16 protein-coding genes are annotated in these 21,521 nt (G+C 65.4%); 5 read left to right on the forward strand and 11 right to left on the reverse strand.

Annotated elements, in window-relative coordinates; translation table 11 throughout:
* Positions 1–115: 115 nt before the first annotated feature.
* Entirely contained in the window at positions 116–550 is a 435-nt protein-coding gene (locus QPC17_RS07510; protein ID WP_062613245.1) for an RpiB/LacA/LacB family sugar-phosphate isomerase, read from the forward strand.
* A 262-nt stretch (positions 551–812) separates the two neighbouring features.
* On the opposite strand, the gene QPC17_RS07515 is transcribed toward QPC17_RS07510, so the two are convergent.
* The 10 genes from QPC17_RS07515 to QPC17_RS07560 all read right to left on the reverse strand — a co-directional run bounded on the left by QPC17_RS07515 (position 813) and on the right by QPC17_RS07560 (position 13,688).
* The gene (locus QPC17_RS07515; RefSeq protein ID WP_070447740.1) at positions 813–1,856 is read right to left on the reverse strand and encodes an alcohol dehydrogenase catalytic domain-containing protein; all 1,044 of its coding nucleotides are present in this window, start codon (positions 1,854–1,856) and stop codon (positions 813–815) included.
* A 66-nt stretch (positions 1,857–1,922) separates the two neighbouring features.
* A complete protein-coding gene (locus QPC17_RS07520) occupies positions 1,923–3,629 on the reverse strand; it encodes a dihydroxyacetone kinase family protein (protein WP_285347183.1) in 1,707 nt (568 codons plus the stop codon).
* Between the two features lie 163 nt (positions 3,630–3,792).
* Complete coding sequence (locus QPC17_RS07525; RefSeq protein WP_285347184.1) at positions 3,793–5,277, reverse strand: xylulokinase; 1,485 nt, start codon at positions 5,275–5,277, stop codon at positions 3,793–3,795.
* The gene (locus QPC17_RS07530) at positions 5,270–6,043 is read right to left on the reverse strand and encodes an L-ribulose-5-phosphate 4-epimerase (protein WP_285347535.1); all 774 of its coding nucleotides are present in this window, start codon (positions 6,041–6,043) and stop codon (positions 5,270–5,272) included. Before QPC17_RS07530 ends, QPC17_RS07525 begins: the two co-directional genes overlap by 8 nt.
* Positions 6,044–6,045: 2 nt before the next feature.
* Positions 6,046–7,707, reverse strand: coding sequence for a ribulokinase (locus QPC17_RS07535; protein ID WP_285347185.1), 1,662 nt, complete (start codon positions 7,705–7,707; stop codon positions 6,046–6,048).
* A gap of 49 nt (positions 7,708–7,756) precedes the next feature.
* Complete coding sequence (locus QPC17_RS07540; RefSeq protein WP_082661125.1) at positions 7,757–9,124, reverse strand: sn-glycerol-1-phosphate dehydrogenase; 1,368 nt, start codon at positions 9,122–9,124, stop codon at positions 7,757–7,759.
* On the reverse strand, positions 9,117–9,905 hold the full coding sequence (locus tag QPC17_RS07545; protein WP_062613236.1) for a DeoR/GlpR family DNA-binding transcription regulator: 789 nt from the start codon (positions 9,903–9,905) through the stop codon (positions 9,117–9,119). Before QPC17_RS07545 ends, QPC17_RS07540 begins: the two co-directional genes overlap by 8 nt.
* An 11-nt stretch (positions 9,906–9,916) precedes the next feature.
* Entirely contained in the window at positions 9,917–11,500 is a 1,584-nt protein-coding gene (locus QPC17_RS07550; protein ID WP_285347186.1) for an FGGY-family carbohydrate kinase, read from the reverse strand.
* 161 nt (positions 11,501–11,661) lie between these two features.
* Positions 11,662–12,513 carry an HAD-IIA family hydrolase gene (locus tag QPC17_RS07555; RefSeq protein WP_062613234.1) on the reverse strand — a complete coding sequence of 284 codons (852 nt, stop codon included), beginning with the start codon at positions 12,511–12,513 and terminating at the stop codon, positions 11,662–11,664.
* Positions 12,514–12,668: 155 nt separating this feature from the next.
* Positions 12,669–13,688: a DUF7973 family transport facilitator gene (locus QPC17_RS07560; RefSeq protein WP_062613233.1), complete on the reverse strand. Its 1,020-nt coding sequence runs from the start codon at positions 13,686–13,688 to the stop codon at positions 12,669–12,671.
* Between the two features lie 334 nt (positions 13,689–14,022).
* Between QPC17_RS07560 and QPC17_RS07565 the strand changes: the two genes are divergently transcribed.
* The 4 genes from QPC17_RS07565 (at position 14,023) to rbsK (ending at position 18,511) form a co-directional block, all read left to right on the forward strand.
* Entirely contained in the window at positions 14,023–14,976 is a 954-nt protein-coding gene (locus QPC17_RS07565) for a sugar-binding transcriptional regulator (protein ID WP_070447734.1), read from the forward strand.
* A 225-nt stretch (positions 14,977–15,201) separates the two neighbouring features.
* Positions 15,202–16,563 (forward strand): L-fucose:H+ symporter permease, encoded by a 1,362-nt coding sequence (gene fucP / locus QPC17_RS07570; protein WP_062613230.1) that lies wholly within the window; start codon positions 15,202–15,204, stop codon positions 16,561–16,563.
* A 32-nt stretch (positions 16,564–16,595) separates the two neighbouring features.
* Positions 16,596–17,612 carry an aldose 1-epimerase family protein gene (locus QPC17_RS07575; protein ID WP_070447728.1) on the forward strand — a complete coding sequence of 339 codons (1,017 nt, stop codon included), beginning with the start codon at positions 16,596–16,598 and terminating at the stop codon, positions 17,610–17,612.
* A complete protein-coding gene (gene rbsK, locus QPC17_RS07580; protein ID WP_062613227.1) occupies positions 17,612–18,511 on the forward strand; it encodes a ribokinase in 900 nt (299 codons plus the stop codon). Before QPC17_RS07575 ends, rbsK begins: the two co-directional genes overlap by 1 nt.
* Before the next feature lie 196 nt (positions 18,512–18,707).
* Here rbsK and QPC17_RS07585 read toward each other — a convergent pair whose 3' ends face one another.
* Positions 18,708–21,338: an ATP-dependent Clp protease ATP-binding subunit gene (locus QPC17_RS07585; protein WP_062613225.1), complete on the reverse strand. Its 2,631-nt coding sequence runs from the start codon at positions 21,336–21,338 to the stop codon at positions 18,708–18,710.
* Between the last annotated feature and the right edge of the window lie 183 nt (positions 21,339–21,521).

Genomic DNA, 21,521 nt, shown 5'->3' on the forward strand with positions numbered 1-21,521 from the left:
GGGTGCAAAGCCCCGCCCTACCGTGCACTTATGGGCATGAACGCGCCAACCATTCCGCTAGTGAGCACAGCATCTTAGAATTGGATTATTGCTAGAACCCGTCAAAGGAGCAGGAATGAAACTGGCATTTGGTTGTGACCCCAACGCTTCGGAGCTGAAGGAAATCCTCATGGCGAAGGCCACTGAGCTTGGTCATGAAGTCGCTGATCTTGGATCCGACGATCCGATCTACGCCAACGTTGCTTTCGACGTCGCCACCGCGGTGGCCGGCGGCGAGTACGACCGCGGCATCCTCGTGTGTGGCACCGGCATTGGCGTGTCGATCGCAGCCAACAAGGTTGAGGGCGCGTACTGCGCCTGCATCCACGACGTCTACCAGGCCGAGCGCGCCGTCCTGTCGAACAACGCCAACCTCATCGCGATGGGTTCGCAGGTGATCGGCACCAAGCTGGCCGAGAAGCTTCTCGAGGAGTACCTCAAGTACACCTACGATCCCAACAGCCGCTCGAAGGACAAGGTCAATCGCATCTGCGAGTTCGAGCGCCAGTAACCACCGCGTCAAGCAAGCCGCCGGGCGGGGCATTGTCCCCCGCCCGGCGGCTTCGCGTTAGCCCACCGGTCCACCCACATCAATCCTCGCGCTGCCCGACCACCCGCGTTTATCGTCACCAAAAGTGTTTTGTGCACACCAAAATCGGCCATTTGAGTGACGAGAAAACACTTTGCGTGCCGTGAAAACGAAAGACGTGAAAGCTGAAAGGGAGGCAGGCACCCCCCGCCGAAGGCCCAGCCCACGCGCGGCCCGGCCCCGGCTACTCGGGCACGACCGCGATCTTCACCCCTACCCGGTCGTGGAGCGCCTGGTAGGCGTCGGCCACACGGGAGAGGGGGAAGGTGTGGGTGACGATCTCGTCCACGTTGATCTTGCCCGCCTCGAGCAGTTTGATCGCGCGCTTGACGTCGCGCCGCCGGGCGTTGGACCCGCCGGTGACGGCCAGTTCCTTGTAGTGGATGAGGTTGGGCTCCAGCTCCGAGGTCGAGCCCTTGGGGAATCCGGCGAAGTAGCTGACACGCCCGCCGTCGGCGGCGAGTTCGAGCGCGTCCTGGGCAAGTGCTTCGGCGCCAATGCACACGATGACAACGTTGGCTCCGGCCCCGCCCGTCACCTCGGCCACGCGCGCGGGCAGCTCCTCCGGCCCCACGCCGATCGCGCCGAGCCGGTCCGCCACCTTCCGCCGCTCCTCGCCGCGGTTTGACACGAACACGTAACTTGCCCCAGAGGCGAGGGCGAGTTGGGCGTGGATGAGCCCGATGGGCCCGGCGCCGAGGATGGCCACGGTCTCCCCCGAGTTCACCTTGAATTGGTCGAGCCCGTTGAGGCAACACGAGATCGGTTCAGCGAGGCACAGGGCGCGCGGGTCGAGCTCGGCGTCGGTGAGGAACAGGTTCCCGCGGCGCAGTGCGCGTTCAGGCACGATCATGTATTCTTGCAGGCCGCCGTCGATCCCGTAGCCGAACAGTTCGAGGTTGAGGCAGAGGTGCTCGCGGTCAGCGAGGCAGTTGCGGCAGTACCCGCAGGAGACGACGATCGACACGGTGGCCTGCCGCCCCACTTCGAGGTCGGGCATGATGTCGATCGCGCCCTCCCCGATTGCGGCCACGCGGCCGGCGAGTTCGTGTCCGGGCACGACGCCGGGGCGCACGCCCGCCGTTTTCGCGCCGGTGTAGAGCCGGTAGTCGGTGCCGCACAGGGTGTTGGCTTCGATCTTGAGCAGGACCTCGCCGGGGCCGGGTTCGGGGCGGTCCTTGGTGACGAGTTCGAGGTCGTGGGGTGCGTTGAGGTGGGCGGCGAGCATGTGTCCTCCTTGTGCCGGGGCCGGGGTGTACCGGTGGGGGCGGCGCCCGGCCGCCCCCACCGAGGGTTACTTGATGACGTGCGGGACTACCTTCATCAGGATAGCGAAGGAGGTGGCGCCGGGGTCGGGCGTGCCCACCGACTTGTCTCCGTGCGTGCGAGCGCGGCCCTTCTTTGCGGCGAAGTTCGCGGTGCCGGCGGCGGCTTCTTCGGCGGCGTCGGCGGCGTCGGCCCACGCGTCCACGAGTTCGGCGTCGGTGCCGGCGAGCGCGTCGGCGAACGGTTCGGAGGCGTCCACGATGGTCTTGTCGCCCACCGCGGCCCCGCCCATGGTGACGAAGGATCGCACTCCGTCGACGACAGCGGCCTTGACTCCCGCGTCATCCGTCGCGGCGTCGTCGGACAGGCCCGCTCCGACCTTGGCGAGCGCCCCGCCCCATAGTGCACCGGCGGTTCCGCCCGCGCCCTCGGACCAGGCGGCTCCCGCCCGGGCGAGCAGGGTGCGAGCTCCAGCTCCGGCCTCGACGGCCTCGCGCGCGGCCTTGGCCGACGCCGTAGCGCCGAGCACCATGCCCTGGCCGTGGTCGCCGTCGCCGGCGACGGAGTCCATGTGCCCCAGTTCGTGCTCCACCTCGCGCGCCCGCTCCTCGAACGCGGCGAGCACGCGGGCGATCACCTTGGCCTGCTCGGCCGACTCCGGGGCGCCCGCCTCGATCTCGGCCTGCTCTTCGTCGGCAACGACCCGCCGCTCCGCCGAGCCCGCATCCACGCTACCCACCCGGTAGGCGGGGGTGTCGGCGGGGGCAAGCCAGAGTCGCTCGAGTTCGTCGTCGAGGAACATGAGCGACAGGGAGATACCGGCCATGTCGAGCGAGGTGACCTGCTCATCTACCACCGGGCCCACGATGGTCAGCCCGCGATCTTCGAGCATGCGCTTAACAGCCCCGTAGAAGACGAACATTTCCTCGTACTTCGTGGCGCCCAGGCCGTTGACCAGCACGGCCACCCGGCCTTCGTAGCCGGCCTCGCCGCGGGCGGGCTCCTCCTCGAGGAGTTTGTCGATGATCATCGCGGCGATGTCGTCGCAGCTCATCATCTCGTGCTCGGAGATGCCGGGCTCGCCGTGGATGCCCAGGCCCAGGCCGAACGTGCCGGGTGCCACCTCGAACAGCGGCTCGGTGGCGCCGGGGAAGGTGCAGCCGGTGAAGGCCACGCCGAGCGTGCGCGTGCGGGCGTTGGCGCGGACGGCCACCGCTTCGACGTCGTCGATGCTCATCCCCTCGGCGGCCGCGGCGCCGGCGGCCTTGACCACCAGCAGGTCGCCAGCGATCCCGCGCCGATCCAGGTGGTTCTCAGGCGTGTTGGAGGCGATGTCATCAGAAATCGTAAAGATGCGCACATCCTGGCCCTCGGCGCGCAGCTGTTCGGCGGCGTTGCCGAAGTGGAGGACGTCGCCGGCGTAGTTGCCGAACATGATGATGGTGCCACCGCCGTTATCGGCGGCCCGGCACACGGACGTGGCCTGCGAGGCCGACGGCGAGGAGAAGATGTTGCCGCACACAGCACCGTGCGCCATGCCCTGGCCCACCCAGCCGGCGAACGCCGGGTAGTGGCCCGAACCGCCGCCGACGACGATCGACACCTCCCCCTTCGGCGAGGCTCCCGTCCGCACGACTCCGCCGTGAACGGGCTGGACGTAGGTTGAGTATGCTGCGGCGAAGCCTGCCACGGCCTCCGCCGGGAACTTTTCTGGATCGTTGACGAGGAACGTCATTGTTCTGTCCTTTCTAAGGGGTTGTCGGATGTGCTGGGTGCGGATACGGGGGTGGCGTGGGCCGGCCCGGCGCAACGCCCGAGGGCTGGTCCCCCTTGCGCGCCGCCAGTCTCACGCGGGGCAGAGCAACGGCGGGTGCGGCACCCTGCCGCACCCGCCGCCTCTACTCCTGCTCGAACAAGTCCGCGAGCGCGGGGTAGATCTTCTGCTGGAGCTGGGCGATCTTCCCGTAGCGTTCGTGGGCGTCGAGGTCGGGTTCGGTGCGGTCGATGAAGCTGGTCATGGCGTCGGCGGCACTTGCCACGTCGGGGAAGGCGCCGATACCCACCATGCCCATAATGGCCGCGCCCTGGGCGCTGACCTCGTCCACTCCGGAGACCACGATCGGTTTTCCGGTGGCATCAGCGAAGATCTGGCGCCAGAGCGGGTTGCGCGAGCCGCCGCCGGTGGCGCGCAGTTCGCGGATGGTGCGCCCGGTGGAGGCTTCCACCCGGCGGATGTTTTCGCGCAGTTCGAGGGCAATGCCCTCCATGAGGGAGCGGTAGAGGTGGGCGCGGGTGTGGGCCGAGCCGAAACCGACCATGATCCCACGCGCGAACGGCTCCCAGTACGGGGACTGCACGGCGTTCCAGTACGGCACGGTGAGCAGGCCCTCCGCGCCGAGCGGGACCTTGGCGGCCGCCGCGTCGAGCTCGGGGTCGATCTTGCCCTCGAGCGTCGGGTCGCCCAGCTCCTTGCGGAACCAGTTGAGCAGCACCGAGCCCGAATTCTGCACGATCTCCAGCACGTACTGGCCCGGGATCCCGGCCAGTAGCGTGCGGTAGGAGGGGTCGAAGGCGAAGTCGGGCGAGTGGATCCCGCACACCACGGACGTGCCGACGTTGACGTAGGCCGTGTCCTGGTCGATCGCGTTGGTGCCAAGCCCGGAGGCCTGCCCGTCGCCAACTCCGGCGATGAGCACCACCTCGCCCAGCCCCCACTCGTCGGCCAGCTCCGGCTTGAGAGCGCCGATGGTTTCGGTGGGCTTGGCGAGCTCGGCCATCTGGTCGCGGCGCACGCCCGCGATCTCGAGTAGCTTGTCTGAGTAGTCCTGTGCCTTGATGTCCATGAGGTTGAGCGTGTCCGCCGACCCCATCGCCGACACCCACCTGCCCACCAACTGCTTGGCGAGGTAGGCGTGCACGTCCACCACCTTCGCAGCCCGCGCGAGCACCTCCGGCTCGTTTTCCTTCAGCCACGCCATCTTGTAGATGGCCGGCGTCGTGTCGGCCGGCTTGCCGGACAGCTCGTGAATCTCGAGCGATCCGTACTTCTTGATCTGCGCGCCCGCGCGCGAATCCAGCCACAGTATCGCGGGCCGTAGCGCTTCGCCCGCCTCGTCCACCAGCGCAAAGGACTCGCGCTGGTGCGTGATGCAGATGCCGCGCACCCGCGCCCGATCCGCCTCCGACAGCGCGCCCAGCGCCTCGGTGATCGCCGCGTGGGTGGAGGTCCACCACTGGCGTGGGTCGTGCTCGTAGCGGTCCATCCCCGGGGTCAGTAGCTCGATCGGCGCGTGCCCGGTGGCAAGCACCGCCCCGCTCGCGTCCACCACCACGGCCTTCGACGCCGACGTCGACGAATCAATCGCAATAACCAGCTCACTCATCGGCCTCGTCCTTCACGACGCCGTCCGCGCCAGCCCCGTCCACAGCGCCAGCCGCGCCATCGGCGTCGTCGGCTTGCCCGTAGACGTTTTGGTAGCGGGCGTAGAGCGAGTCGATGTGCTCCTGGGCGATCGAGCGCGGGGTGCCGAGCCCCTCAGCGATGGCCACGGTCTTGGCCACCTCCTCCACCATGACCGCGGCCTTGACCGCCGCCGTGGCGTCCTTGCCCACCGTGAACGGGCCGTGGTTGCCCATGAGCACCGCCGGCGAGCGCGACTGCGCGAGGGTGGCAACAATGCCGCGGCCGATCGAGTCGTCTCCGATGATCGCGAACGGGCCCACGGGCACGTCCCCGCCGAACTCGTCGGCCATCATCGTGAGCACACACGGGATGGGCCGGTGCACGGCCGCAAACGCGCACGCGTACGGCGAATGCGTGTGGACCACGCCGCCCACCTCGGGCATGTGCCGGTAGACGTAGGCGTGAGCCGCCGTGTCTGACGACGGCGACAGGGCGTCCGCCGTCCCGTCCTCAATCTTGTTGCCGTCCAGCGTGCACACCACCATCTTTTCGGGGGTGAGCTCGTCGTAGCGCACGCCGGATGGTTTGATGACGAACAGGTCCGCCCCGGCCACACGCTGCGAGACGTTGCCCGCCGTCCAGACCACCAGCCCGTTGGCGGGCAACTCGGCGTGAAGGTCGCACACCTCACGCCGAGCCGCCGCCACGGCCTCCTGCACCTTCGGTGAAAGCTCGGAAAGCTTCATCGTCACTCTCCGAACGCCCGGGCGCGGATGTCCTTCAGGCGGTGCATGATCTGGTTCTCGCCCCGGCCGAAGAAGTCATGCAGCTCGCGGTAGATGCCGTAGAGCTCCTCGTACTTATCGGAGGCGTCCTCGTTCGGCACGTACTTGTGTTCGGTCACGTGGGACATGGCCGTGGCTGCCGCGTAGACGTCGTCGTACACGCCGGCCGCGACCGCCGCGAAGATCGCCGAGCCGAGCGCGCCCGTCTGTTCCGCGTCGGAGACGGAGACGGGGCGGCGCGTGATGTCGGCGAGCATCTGCATGAAGTGGTGGTTCTTGAGCAGGCCGCCGGCGGCCACGATCTCCGTGACCGGTACGCCGTGCTCTTCGAAGTTGTCCACGATCACGCGGATGCCGAACACTGTGGCCTCCATGAGGGCGCGGTAGATGTCCTCCGGGCGGGTCTGCAGCGTGATGCCGATGATCGAGCCGGACAGGCGCGCGTCGGACAGGATCGAGCGGTTGCCGTTGAGCCAGTCGAGGGCGATGAGGCCGTGCTCGCCGATCTCCATCGCGAACGCGCGGTGCATCATGTATTCGAGCACCGAGATGCCCTCCTCGCGGGCGGCCTGCTCGTAGCGCTCGGGCACGGCGTTATCCTCGAACCAGGCGAAGACGTCGCCCACGGCGGTCTGCCCGCCCTCGATGCCCCACAGGCCCGGGACCGCGCCGCCCTCAACGTTGCCGAACACGCCGGGAACCGGCTTGTAGCCTTCGCTGTTGATGACGTAGCAGCCCGACGTGCCGATGATCGCCGTCATCTGCCCCGGCTTGACCGCGTTAGCGCCGGCCACGACGACGTGGGCGTCAATATTGCCCGACGCCACCGCGATGCCTTCCGGCAGCCCGGTGAGCTTGGCAGCCTCAGCCGACAGGCCGCCCACCTTCTCGCCCAACTGCTTGATCGGCGCGTTCATCTTCTCCTCGAACACCGGGCCAAACCCCGGTGCGAGCGCCTCACAGAATTCCCGGCTCGGGTACTCCCCGTCCGTCAGCATCCGCTTGTAGCCCGAATCGGAAGCCGCGAACGTCAGCTCGCCCGTCAGCTTCCACGTGATCCAGTCCAGCAGGTTCACGACGACGTCCGCCGCCGCATACACCTCCGGCGCCTTCTCGTACGTCTCCAGGATCTTCGGGAAGAGCATTTCGGAAGACAGGATGCCGCCGTAGCGCTCCAGCCACTCCTCCCCGCGCTCCTCGGCGAGCGCAATGATGCGGTCGGCCTGGTCCTGCCCGCCGTGGTGCTTCCACAGCTTGACGTAGGCGTGCGGGTTGTTCTTGAACTCTTCCTTCTCGCACAGCGGGGTGCCCTCAGCGTCCGTGACAAACACCGTGGCCGAGGTGGCATCGATGCCCACACCGACGACGTCGGCCGGGTCAATCCCCGCGTCCTTGATCGCGCCCGGAATGGCATCCGTGAGCACGTCCACGTAGTCGCCCGGGTTTTGCAGAGCGAACTCCGGGGGCAGCTTCTGGCCGTCGCCCGCATCGAGGGTGCGGTCCATGACCGCGTGCTTGTAGTGGCTGACCGACGTGCCCACCTGGACGCCGTCGGAGGCGCGCACCACGATCGCGCGGCCCGACAGCGTACCGAAGTCAACGCCGACCAAATACTCTTCTGACATGTTGACGCTCCTTTGCGTTGTTCGTGTCTACTTCTTGCGTTGGCGCCGACTATTCGGCGTCCGGGTGCGGGTGACGGCCCCAGAAGCCCTCGGGTGAGAAGAGCCGGGCCACGACGTCGTCGTAGAGGCCGAGGTCCATGAGCACGTCGAGCACCGTGTAGCGTGGACGGATCATCTGGGCCTTGTAGTGGGTCTCGCGGAAGCGATCCCAATCGATCTTCAGCATCTCCGGGTGGTAGGGGGCGCCCGCGGTCTTCAGCATGTCCCACGCCTGCTGGGCCGGGATGATCTGAGCCTCGCAGCGCGCCTTGATCGTGGGCCACTTTTCCTTCAGCAGCGCGATGCGCTCACGCAGCTGATCCTCGGGCAAGAGCTTGCCCACCGAGTGCTTGACCGCCTCCTCGGCGATGGTCGGGATGAGCGTGGCGCGCACGTTCGCCTCCACCTCCTCGGGGGTCTTCATCGCGGCCACGGCGCGCTCGGCGTCGAAGTCAGCCTCCGTCAGCTTCAAGAACTCCTCCCAGATCGCGAGCGAGGCCACCGTGCCCACGCCCACCTTGTTGCCGTGGCTGAGCGGCGGCTCCCAATCCAGGCCGTGACCCTCCATTTCCCACACGTGGGAGAACTGGTGGCCCGCGCCCGACGCCGGGCGGGAAGACTGGTGTGCCTGCATGGCAAGCCCAGACATGACCTGGCCCTCGCCGAGCTTGGCGATCGCGTCGTGCTCACAGTTGCGCACGGCCTCCGGGTCGCCGAGCGAATCCATGAGCGGGCCCTGCACCAGGCTCCACACGTAGTCATCGATCGGCTCGATGCCCAGCTCGTCGGACAGGATCCAGTCCGCGCCCGCTGGAATCTTCTCAATGAGGTCGCCATAGCCGGTGGCGGTGAGGCGGTAGGGGGCCTCCATCATCGTCTGAATGTCCATCACCAGGCCCGCGGGGGCCGGGCAGTTACGCGTGATCTTGAAGCCGTCCTTCGAGATCGACGCGCCGAACGAGCAAAAACCATCCACCGACGCCGCGGTACACACGTTGATGTACTCGCGCCCGAGCTCGCCCGAGGCCAGCTTCGCGATGTCGTTGAGCGTGCCCGCACCGAGCGACATGACCACCGTGTTCTCGTACGGGCGGATCACCTCGCGCAGCTTGGAAACGTTGACGTAGTCGCCATACAGGGTGGGGGTGCCGGGGAAAATGTAGGGCTCGTCCGCGAACTCCACCCCGGCCTCACGCAGCGAGGCCACCACCGTGTCGCCGACTGCGCCGTAGGTGTTCTCGTCTGCCACCACCAGCACCTTCTGGTCCGGGTAGAGGCGCGCAAACAGGGCACCGGCCTCCTTGTTCACATCATCACCGAAGATGATGTCCTTCGTTTCGGTGGCAGTCTTCAGTGCCTTGTTAATGAGCTCAGACATTGTCCTTCCCTTCCTTGTTGGCAACAATGACATTGGTAAGCGTATGTAAGTAGTTCAGGTCCTGGTCCGTGACGGTGTCATCAATGATCAGGTACGAAAAATCTGACAGGTCAGCGAGCCGGTGGAGTGCCACGCGGCTCAGCTTGTCTGCGGTGATCGCGAGGATCGGCACCTCGGTGCGGGCGATGACCTCGCGCTTGAACAGGGCCGCCTCGCTGAAGGGGTGGTAGATCGAGCCATCCTTGACCGACGCCGCGCCGATCAGCGCCGTCTCGAAGGCGAGCTCGCCCACCTGCCGGTTCGTGGTCGGCCCGAAGTAGGCATCCAAGGCCCGGTCGAACAGGCCGCCCAGCATGGTCAGCGACTGGTGCTCGCCCGCCCCGATCTTGATCGCCGCGGGTGAGGCGTTCGTGATGAACGCCTTCGACTCGGGAACGCCGATGTGGTCAAGCGCCAGGTAAGCCGTGGACGAATCGTCCACGAAAATCGACGAGTACCGCGAGACCAGCCGCGCCGCCTCCCGCGCCACGGCCTCCTTCGCCTCCGTCTCCTGGTAGAGACGGAAGGCGAACGGCGCCTCCGAAATGGAGGACACCAGCAAGGAGACCGTGCCGCGGTGGCGCGCAATGACCTGGTGGGCCTCGAGGGCCGCAAGATCGCGGTAGAGGGTCATGACGGAGACGCCGAAGAGGTCGGCCAGGTCATCGACCCGCAGCGAGCCATGGTCGATGATCAACTCGACAATGCGAGCCTGCCGCTCCTCCTGGGTCGCCTTCGCCATGATCAGATCTCTCAGCGCTGTCCGGCCACGTAGTCAACCACCGTGTGGATGTGCTCCTGGTTGACCGCGTACTGCTCGATGTACTTGTCCGCGAAGAACTTGTACTCCTCGTGGCGGTTCATGTTCGGCTCGATGCGCTCACGCTCGTGAACCATGTGGTTCGCGGCGTCCTGCACCGAGTCGTACAGGCCCGCGCCGGAAGCGGCGAGGATGCACGAGCCGAGTGTGACGGCGTCGCCGACCTCCGTGAGCGTGATCGGCACGCCCGTGACGTCGGCGTGCATCTGAGTCCACTCACGCGACTTCGTAGCTCCACCGCAGGCCACGAACTCCTGGACCTCGAAGCCCGCCTCGCGCAGCTTACGCATCGACGCTTCGACGCCGTAGCACACCGCCTCCTGGATGGCTCGGTAGACGTGCTCGCGGGTGTGGGACAGCGACAGGCCGGTGAACACACCGCGCGCCTTCGCGTCCGACCACGGGGTGCGATTGCCCTGGAAGTACTCGTTGATGATGAGGCCCTCGCAACCGATCGGGATATCCTTCGAACGGGTATTCATCACGTCGTAGGCGCCGATGCCGATCTCGTTGGCCGCCTTCTCGATGTCCTGGCAGAACTGGTCCTTAAACCACTTCAGCACCGATCCCGACGACGTCAGCGACGTCTCCACCGTGTACTGACCGGGCACGACACCGTCCGTGTAGCCTCCGAAGAAGCCCGGGCCGGACACCGGCTCCACAGCCTGGCCGGACATGACGTGGGACGAGCCCGTCACCAGCGACATCTTGCCCGGGGAGAGCACGTTGAGGCCGATCTGGCCGTGCCAGGCGTCGCCGCCACCCTGGGCCACCGGGGTGCCCGGGATGAGGCCAAGGGCCTCCGCCGCGCGCTTGGTCAGGCCGCCCAGCGGCACGCCGAGGTCCACCACGCGCTCGGGCAGCTTGTCGAAGACGTCGCCTGCGCCGGCCTGCTCGTACAGGTCCACCGGCCAGCCACCATTGTCACGGTCGTAGTAGGCGCGGTGTGCTGCGGTGTTGATGTTCTGGGTCCACTGGCCGGTCAGCTGGTAGGTCAGCCAGTCCGGGGCATCCAGCAGCTTGTAGGCGCGCTTGTAAATGTCCGGCTCGTTCTCGCGCAGCCACGCCGCCTTGAACGGGTACCACTCGGCCGTGGGCGGCAGAGTGCCACCGCCCGTGTAGCGGGTGACCGGCGAATCCGAATCGGCCACGCGGGCCGCCTGCTCCGTGGCGCGCACGTCCATCCACATGATCGCGTTACGCAGCGCCTCGCCGTTTTGGTCCATCGGCACCACGGTCATCGTGGTCGCATCATACGAAATACCCGCGATCTCCGGCGGCTCAATGCCCGCGCGAGCCATCACGCGGTGCGTGGAGGCGATCAGCGCCTGCCACCAGTCATCCGGGCTCTGCTCCGCCCACCCCGGGTGCGGGTGGGTGGTGGTGTACGGGGTGGCCGCGAACGCCACCGGCGAACCGACCGTGTCAAAAATACCAACGCGACACGACTCCGTACCGAAATCAATACCCATGAGGTAGGGGCCCATGGTGTAGCGGTTGACTGCTGCTGTAGACATCTTCTCTTCCTTGAGTTAAATGATTGGTAACTGTTGGTGCGCCGTCTTGGGGCGGAGCAAGCTAGGTTGCGGGTTCGGCGGGCGAGCCGCTCACAGGCGGCGGGCCGGGGATGCGAGCGCGAGCCGGAACGCCGTCGTCGGGCACCCGTCAGGCGCAAGCGTTAATCTTCATCCGAATCGGACCACCCCCACTGGGCGCGGATATCGTCGGGGATGAGGTGATCAATGCGGTCCAGGACGTAGGTGGGCTGGTGGGCCGGGTCAAGCGCCTCGGCCTCCTCGGCCGTGCTATCACCCGTCAGCAGCAGGGCGGAGGCCATCCCGGTGTTGACCGCCATACCGATGTCGGTGTGAAGACGGTCGCCCACCATCATGCAGTTGGCGGGATCCACATCCAGATCCCCGAGCGCCGCCTCGAGCATCGCCGGCTCCGGCTTTCCCATATTGGCCTTGAGTTTCGTTCCCGTGCAGGCCTCAATGGCCGCCACGATGGAGGCCGCATCCGGCTCGCCACGCCCGCCGGGGAACGGGCAGTAACGATCCGGGTTCGTCGTAATAAGGAAAGCCCGCTTGTGGAACCAGATCGCGTCAAACGCGATCTGAAGCTTGCGGTAATCGAAGGTGCGATCGTAGGAGGCGATCACGATGTCGATCTCCTCCGGGTTCTCACTCATCTTGATGCCGGCCTCACGCAGCGCCTTCTTCAGCGGCTCCTCCGAAATCGGGAAGACCGTGGCGTCCGGATAGTGAGCCTTGAGCCAACGGGTGGTGGTCACCACCGTGTTCGCGATCTCGCTCAAGGGCGCGGGAATCCCCAGCCGCTCCAACTTCTCCACGTAATCCTGCGGATCCTTCGTGGGATTATTCGACAGGAAACGCACCGGCTTGCCCAGCTTGCGCAGGCCCTCGATCAGGCGCTTCGCGCCCGGTAGCAGGTGGTCGCCGAGGTAAATCGTGCCGTCCTGGTCAAAGACATAGGCGTCATAGAGCTTGGTCGGAGAAGAGTACTGCATGAAAATCCCTGTTCGAAAAGTGGCGGTGGGGGTTGGTGGCCAAGTGTCCAGGTGGCCGTTGGGGACGAGAGTTGCCGTGCTGGGCGGGTGCCGGGGCGACGGCGTCGTGGGGCAGTGCCCTCCCGCCCGGCCCGAAAGCCGGGCAGGAGCACACGCTACATGATGACAGCGGTGACGTGGATGAGGGTGGTACCGATCCAGATGGCGAAGGCCGGGGGATCGATGTGGGTGTCGCCGTTCGAGTTCGTCATACGAGCGAGGAGCTCACCCAGCAGACCGCCGAGGATGCCGAAGATGCCACCGATGATGCAGGCCAGCGCGAGGTTACCCGCGGTCCACATCGCCGGATCCGACGTGCCAGCAATGATCGGCATGAAGCGCAGCGCCGCGATCGAGGCCAGGATCGTCATGTGGTGGGTCACCGGCGTGGGCAGACCACAGGTGAGGAAAATGAGCGTGACAGCCGAGATCGCCCAGCCGAGCAGCTGAGCGTGGTTCGCGATCGCGCCACCCGACACCTCGAAGAAGTGCTGGACAACCACGAGCGTGCCGAACGCCGACAGCAGACCGGAGGTCAGACCGTGAGTGGCCGTCACCGACCACTTCTCCTGGTGCTCCACCCAGTGCTTGCCCTCGCCAACCTCGAGCAGGCCAAGGCCGTTGACCTTGTTGAAAATGCCCGTCTTACCGAAGACGAAACGAGTAACAATCGCGATGATAATAATCGTCAGAGCCACCGTGTCAGTGGAGCCGAGCGCCTCATTGCCGTAGTGCAGCAGCGGGTCAGTCCGAAGGGTGGGCAGCACTTGAGCGATGGCGAGGTTCAGGATGTAACCGATCATGCCGGTCACACCACCGACAACGAGGATGTCCGAACGGCCCAGGCCCGCCAGCGGGGTCACGATATCTCTACCGTTCGTCCCCTTCGGCATCGCGCCCTTCCACGCGGCGTAGGCGGCCGCCGTGGCGCCACCAGCGAATGCGATGTGCGGGCCGAAGACCGGGCCGAACACCACAGAATCCATGTACGGGCTCGCATCCATACCAGCCATGTACACGCCGAGGCCGATCAGGTACATGAGACCGGTGAAGATAAAGGCCGTCTGACCTCCAATGGCTGCACCAAATGCGCCACCACCAAAGGCGGCGACCAGCCAGAAGATATCAATTTCCATGTGGACTCCTTTGTCAAGGTGATATACGAGTGTGTGAGCTGAACGCCAAGCCAACGTGGCCGGCGATCATCCGTAGCTAGATCCCTGACCCGCCCCCGCACCACATCCGTTGTGCTACGGCGACGTTTCGGCCAGGCTGTGCCGGGCCAGTTCACTATCTGAAGCCCAAAGTAGCATTGGATTTGTTTGTTTTCACATAGGTGACGTCAATTTGCTCATAGGTGCTGTGACGGGGCGCACTGCGCCCGAGATGCCGGGCCGGGCGGGCGCGAGCCGGGCGACGGCGTCGTCGGCACGCCACTAGCGCCAACCAGGGCGCGCCCTATAATGAAGCATGCCTAACACACCCGAAGAGCTGACCGAACGCGACATCCTCGCGATCAACGCCGCCAAGCTCTACTACTCGGGGAAGACCCAGGCCGAGGTGGCCAGCGACCTGCACATTTCGCGGCCCACCGTATCAAAAATGCTCGCCTACGCACAGCGGCAGGGTTTCATCCGCATCAGCGTCATCGATCCGCGCGACCAAAGCAAGGACGTCATCACCAAGCTCAAGCAACGCTATGGGCTGATCGACGTCGTGCTCGTCTCACCCCCACTTCCCACCCAGGATTCGTTGCGCAACTCCCTTGCGGCAGCCGCCGCCCGCACCATCGGCGAGATGGTGCGCGACGGCGACATCATCGGCGTCGCCCCGTCCCGAACCATGCGTGCCGTGGCCGAGCACCTGGAGGTCTCGCGCCGCCAGAATCTGACGGTCGTCCAACTCGCCGGCGGTTTCTTGGGTGGGGATGAAAACCAGCGCGTCGTCGCCACGTTCGCCGGCTCGCTCGGCGCGCATTGCCACACGCTGCCCGTTCCCGCGTTCGTCCAGTCGGTGTCGATGAGGAACCGCCTCGCCCAAGAAGACCACGTCCGCCCGATTCTGGCGTTCGGCGCGCGGGCGAGGATCGCGATCTTCACGGTCGGGAGAGTCGGGGCCAGCCTCCCCACCCTGCCTAAGATGACACTCTCCGCGCACGACGTCGACGTGCTCGGCCGGCGCGCAGTGGGCGACATCTGCGGGCGTTTTGTCGACAAGCACGGGCGCATCTGCCTGCCCGACATCAACAACAAGACGATCGGGATCTCCCTACCCGACCTGCGCGCCAAGGACCAGAAGCTCCTCATCGCTGGAGGAGGAGACAAGATGCACGCCATCCTCGCCTGCCTTGAGAACGGGTACGCGAACCGGGTCGTGCTCGATTACACGACTGCCACGGCAATTCTTCACATGCGACAAGGCTAAAAGCCCGTGCGGAACAAATGTTCCACTTCGCGCCATTTGATCCAAATCACCGCTTTACACCCGCTCAAAACTGTCACTTTTCGGCTTTCTAGCAACGTTTTTCAGCGCGAACATTCGTTCCTCCGCCCCCTTCCCAGGTACCTTGCGCCGTCTTATTCTCAATGCACCGCAACGTGATAGCCGTCATGGCAAAGTCACACACTACTCGTCATCAAGGAAGAAGACATGAGTATCGACAACGACGTCATCGGGAAGAAGAACACCTCCTTCGGTGTCATCAAGGACACCTCACGACAAATGCCCGACGGGTACCTGTCCAAGACACCCATGTTCCAGTACATCCTGGTTTCAATCTGCTTCCCCATGTGGGGCGCGGCCGCAAGCCTCAACGACATCCTCATCACCCAGTTCAAGACCATCTTCACCCTGTCGGACTTCGCCTCCGCCTTCGTCCAGTCCGCCTTCTACGGCGGCTACTTCCTCCTGGCGATTCCGGCGTCGCGCATCATCCGCAAGTGGAGCTACAAGAGCGGCATCCTCATCGGCCTGTGCTTCTACATCATCGGGTGCACGATGTTCTTCCCCGCCTCGCACATGGCCACGTATTCGGTATTCCTCGCGGCACTGTTTGCGATCGCGACCGGCCTGTCCTTCCTGGAGACGTCGTGCAACACGTACTCCTCCATGCTCGGGCCGCGCCGCCTGGCCACCCTCCGCCTCAATATCTCGCAGACCTTCTACCCGCTCGGCTCGATCTTCGGCATCCTGCTCGGCAAGTACCTGGTCTTCACCGAGGGCGAGGCCCTCCACAAGCAGTTCGGCAGCCTCGGCACCGATGCCCAGCGCGAGCTCGCTGAGCAGATGCTCCAGCGCACGCTCGGCCCCTACCGATTCATCATCATCGTTCTCGCAATCCTGCTGATCCTCGTGGCGCTGACTCAGATGCCACACGCTAAGCCGCTCGTGGCCGGCCATGAGGTGAAGGCCTCGATCGGCGAGACCCTGCGCTACCTTGCCGGCAACACGATGTTCCGCCGTGGCATCTTCACCCAGTTCATGTACGTCGGCATGCAGACCGCGGTGTGGTCCTTCACGATTCGTCTCGCCCTCAACCTCGATCCGAACCTCAACGAGCGGTCCGCCTCCAACTACATGGTGGCAGCGTTCATCGCGTTCTTCTTGGGCAAGGTGATCGCCAACGTGCTCATGACGAAGTACGACGAGAACCTGGTGCTGATGGGTTACGCCGCCGCCGGCTGCGCCGCCCTGCTCGGCGTCATCCTCATCCCGTCGATCGTGGCGGTGTACTTCGCGATCCTCACCTCGGGGCTCTTCGGTCCGTGCTGGGCAACCATTTACGCCCGCAGCCTAGATTCGATCAAGGACAAGCGCCACACCGAGACCGGCGGTGCCGTGATCGTCATGTCGATCGTGGGCGGCGCTGTCATCCCCGTGATTCAGGGCTTCGTCTCCGATTCGACCGGCTCGATGCAGACCGCCTTCGTCGTCTCGCTCGTGTGCTTCGCCGTCGTCTTCCTGTACTTCGCGTGGCAGCGGCGCGTGTCGGCGTCGTCGGACGTCGCCTAACCATCTCCTACCACCACAGAATTCGAGGAAATATGTACACCCTTCCCCTTCGTGAGACTCTTTTCGAGCCCGCCCCACAAACCATCATCGACTCGGGCGACCTGCGCGCGACGACCAAGCGTTACCCCAGTGGCATCGCATCGTTGACGATCGCGAACGAGCGCGGCTATGTCGAGGTCCTGCCCTTCATGGGCCAGATCATCTGGGACGCCGCCTTCGACGGTCACAGCCTGCGCATGAAGAACATGTTCTCCGAGCCGCGGCCCGCCACCGAGATTTCGGACATCTACGGTTGTTTCGCCTTCCACTCCGGCCTCCTCGCGGCGGGTTGCCCCGCTCCCGACGACGACCACCCGCTCCACGGCGAGTTCCCCTGCGCCCCCATGCAGGAGGCCTGGTTGGAGATTGACGACGACGCGATCCGCGTGGTCTCGATGCGCGAGTATGTGCGCGGTTTCGGGCATCACTATCGCGCGACGCCGTCGGTGCGGCTCGAAGCCGGCGCATCCGACTTCGAGATCGCCCTGTCCGTGACGAACCTCAGCGAGTACCAGCCCATGCCGTTGCAGTACATGTGCCACATGAACTACGCCTTCGTCGAGGGCGGCACGATGAATCAGTCTCTGCCCGAGGGTGCGTTCCAGCTACGCCGTTCCGTCCCCGCGCACGTCACCCCCACCCCGCGGTGGACCGAGATCAACGAGCAGATCCTCGAGGGCAAGATCGACGCCGACTCCCTGGATCGCGCCAAGGAGTTCGACCCGGAGATCGTCTACTTCGCCGACGACCTCCCCTCCTACGGCGACGACCTCGAATTCACGCTGAGGAGCCCGGAGGGGCACGCCTTCTTCGTCGAGTTCTCCTCGAAGGATTTCCCCGTGGCGACACGGTGGCTTCTCTATAATGCTGATCAACAGGTCGCAGCCTTCGTACTTCCCGGCACATCGCGGCCTGAGGGGTACAACGCGGCCGAGAAGTGCGGCATGCTCATCATGCTCAACGCAGGCGAAACAAAGAAGTTCACGGTGAAGACAGGAGTACGCAACTAATGGACATTGCAGTTATCGGATCCAACATGGTCGACCTCATCTCGTATATCGACCGCATGCCCGGCGAGGGCGAAACGGTGGAGGCGCCCAGTTTCGCCATCGGCTGTGGCGGCAAGGGCGCGAACCAGGCGGTGGCCGCGGCACGCCTCGGCTCGGAGGTGTTCATGCTGACGCGCGTGGGCAACGACGTCTTCGCCGACAACACGATCGACAACTTCCGCCGCAACGGTATCGACACCGAGTTCGTCCTCCGCACCGACACCACCTCGGGCGTGGCGCCGATCTTTGTGGACCCGCAGTCGCACAACTCGATCATCATCGTCAAGGGCGCCAACGGCCACCTCTCCCCAGCCGACATCGACGACGCCGCCCACAAGATTTCCGCTTGCCACCTCATCGTGTTGCAGCTGGAGATCCCGCTCGAGACGGTCTACGCCGCGATCCAGTTCGGCAAGGAGCACGGCATCCCGGTGCTGGTCAACCCGGCGCCCGCCCAGCCGGACCTCGAGCTGGAGAAGGTCAAGGACTGCACGTACTTTGTGCCGAACGAAAGCGAGCTGTCACTGCTGACGGGCATGCCGGTAGACACGCTCGCCGACATCGAAAACGCCGCCCACGCCCTCCTCGACGCGGGCATCCACGACGTCATCGTTACGCTCGGCTCCAAGGGCGCGCTGTGGGTCAACGACGCCGGGGCGCGGCTTTTCGAAGCGCCGAAGGTTGACGCCGTGGACACCACCGGGGCTGGAGATGCCTTCATCGGGTGCTTCTCCCACGAGCTGGTTGCCAATGGAGACGTGGAGTCCGCGATCCAGACCGCGATCCGCTACGCCTCCGACTCCGTGACCCGCAAGGGCACGCAGACCTCCTACGCCACCGCCGAGGAGTTCGCCGGCTAACCCGCCGCTTGGACGCCGCAGCCCCTGGGCGCATGTGCAACACCAATCCGCAATATGCAACGGCAATAAGCGTTTAATTGGTGTTGCACATCGGGAATTAGCGTTACAAATAGGAAGCTACACGTAGCCAAGCGCACGAGGGCGGCCCCGCGATCATCGCGGGGCCGCCCTCGTGCGCTTGGTCCGGGTAAGCCAGCTACTCCTGTCCGACGCGCGGGGAAGCGTCCTCGCCGGCAGGCTGCTCGCTGCCCGAGGCACTCGCACCCGCGCCGGAGTCCTCACCCTCCGGCACCAGCGACGTGGCCTGCGCCAGCCCGTCGATCTGCTCGGACTCCGCGGCCGGCTTTACACCCTGCGGTAGCTGGTAGTCCGAGTCGTGCCCGGTGAACGTGAAGGTCTTCGGGACGGCGTCGTGATCCACATCCACCACGATGGTCTGGCCCTTGGTGAACTCGCCGAACAGCAACTTCTCCGAGAGCATGTCCTCGATCCCGCGCTGGATGGCGCGGCGTAGCGGGCGGGCGCCAAGCACAGGGTCGTAGCCCTGGTCGGCCAGCAGGTCCTTCGCCGCGTCCGTCAGGACGATCGACATACCCTGGTCCCACAGGCGGGCACCGAGCTTGGCGATCATGAGGTCCACGATCTGCAGGATCTCGTGCTTCTGCAGCTGCGGGAACACAATGATGTCGTCCACACGATTCAAGAACTCCGGCCGGAAGTGGTTCTTCAGCTCCTCCGACACGCGGCCCTTCATACGCTCGTACGAGGTCTGGGTGTCGGCGTCGAACTGGAAGCCGGTCTGCACTCCCTTGGCGATGTCCTTCGTGCCGAGGTTGGTGGTCATGATGATAACGGTGTTCTTGAAGTCCACCACCCGGCCCTGCGAGTCGGACAGGCGCCCCTCCTCCAGAATCTGGAGCAGGGAGTTGAAGAGGTCCTGGTGGGCCTTCTCCACCTCGTCGAACAGCACCACGGAGAACGGCTTGCGGCGCACCTTCTCCGTCAGCTGGCCGCCCTCCTCGTAGCCCACGTATCCCGGGGGCGCACCGAACAGGCGCGACACCGTGTGCTTCTCGGAGTACTCCGACATGTCGAGCGTGATGAGCGAATCCTCGTCCCCGAACAGGAACTCCGCGAGCGCCTTCGCCAGCTCCGTCTTACCCACGCCGGTGGGGCCAGCGAAGATGAACGAGCCGCCGGGACGGTTCGGGTCCTTGAGGCCGGCGCGCGTGCGGCGGATCGCCTGCGACAGCGCCGTGACCGCCTCATCCTGGCCGATGACACGCTTGTGTAGCTCGTCCTCCATGCGCAGCAGCTTGGCGGACTCGGCCTCGGTCAGCTTGAACACGGGGATGCCCGTGGCCATGGACAGCACCTCAGTGATGAGGTCCTCGTCCACCACCGACACGACGTCGAGGTCGCCCTCCTTCCACGCCTTCTCACGCTCGGCGCGCTTGGCAGAAAGCTGCTGCTCCTGGTCACGCAGGGCGGCGGCCTTCTCGAAGTCCTGGCCGTCGATCGCGGCCTCCTTCGCGCGCTTGACTTCGCCGATCTCCTCGTCCAGCTCGCGCAGCTCGGGCGGCGCGGTCATCTTGCGGATCGCTAGGCGCGCGCCCGCCTCGTCGATCAGGTCGATCGCCTTGTCCGGCAGGAAGCGGTCATTGATGTAACGGTCCGCGAGCGTGGCGGCCGCCTCGAGCGCCTCGTCCGTGATCGTGACGCGGTGGTAGGCCTCGTAACGGTCGCGCAGGCCCTCGAGGATCGCGATGGTCTCCTTCACCGACGGCTGCTCAACCTGGATCGGCTGGAAGCGCCGCTCGAGCGCCGCGTCCTTCTCAATGTACTTGCGGTACTCATCCAGAGTGGTGGCACCGATGACCTGAAGTTCGCCGCGCGCCATCATGGGCTTGAGCAACGATGCCGCGTCCAGCGCGCCCTCGGCTGCGCCCGCGCCCACGAGCGTGTGGATCTCGTCAATGAACAAGATGATGTCCCCGCGAGTGTTGATCTCCTTGAGGATCTTCTTCATCCGCTCCTCGAAGTCACCGCGGTAGCGCGAACCCGCCACCAGCGAGCCCATGTCCAGCGAGTAGAGCTGCTTGTCCTTCAAGGTCTCCGGCACGTCGCCCGCTGCAATCGCCTGCGACAGGCCCTCCACCACCGCGGTCTTACCCACGCCGGGTTCACCGATGAGCACGGGGTTGTTCTTCGTGCGCCGGGAGAGCACCTGCATCACGCGCTGGGTCTCATTGTGGCGCCCAATCACCGGGTCAAGCTTGTTCTCACGCGCCGCCTGGGTCAGGTTGCGCCCGTACTGGTCAAGGATCGTGGAGCCGGCCTTCTGGCCCTCGCGCGGCCCGCCGCCTCCCACGCCCACGGCTTCCTTCCCCTGGTAGCCAGACAGTAGCTGCGTGACCTGCTGGCGCACCCGCCCCAGGTCCGCACCCAGCTTCACCAGCACCTGGGCGGCCACGCCATCCTGCTCACGGCACAGGCCGAGCAGCAGGTGCTCGGTACCAATGTAGGAATGGCCGAGCTGGAGCCCCTCACGCATGGCGTACTCGAGCACCTTCTTGGCGCGCGGGGTGAACGGAATATGGCCCGACGGCTGCTCCTGCCCCTCGCCAATGATCTCGATGACCTGCTCCTGCACGGCGTCATACGTAATCCCCAGCGACTCGAGCGCCTTGGCCGCCACGCCCTCACCTTCCTTGATGAGGCCCAGCAGAATGTGCTCGGTGCCGAGGTAATTGTGCTTGAGGTTCCGCGCAGACTCCTGAGCGAGCACAATGACCCGCCGAGCGCGGTCCGTAAACCGTTCAAACAAGTTGGACTCCTTACAAATAATTCCGCGGGGGTCGTGCATCTCCCCGCGATTCCTCATTTACCTTAACGACGCCACCGCCCCGCCCGTTCGCCGTTTCGCCACAGGCGTGAGACGGCCCGTGACTTGTGCCCTGTGCGAAAAGCCGGAATCTGTATGGTTCCCCGGCGGGCGGCTCCCGCCGCC

Origin of the sequence: Trueperella bernardiae (assembly GCF_030246965.1) — a bacterium.
In the GTDB taxonomy this organism is placed as follows: Bacteria; Actinomycetota; Actinomycetes; order Actinomycetales; family Actinomycetaceae; genus Trueperella; species Trueperella bernardiae.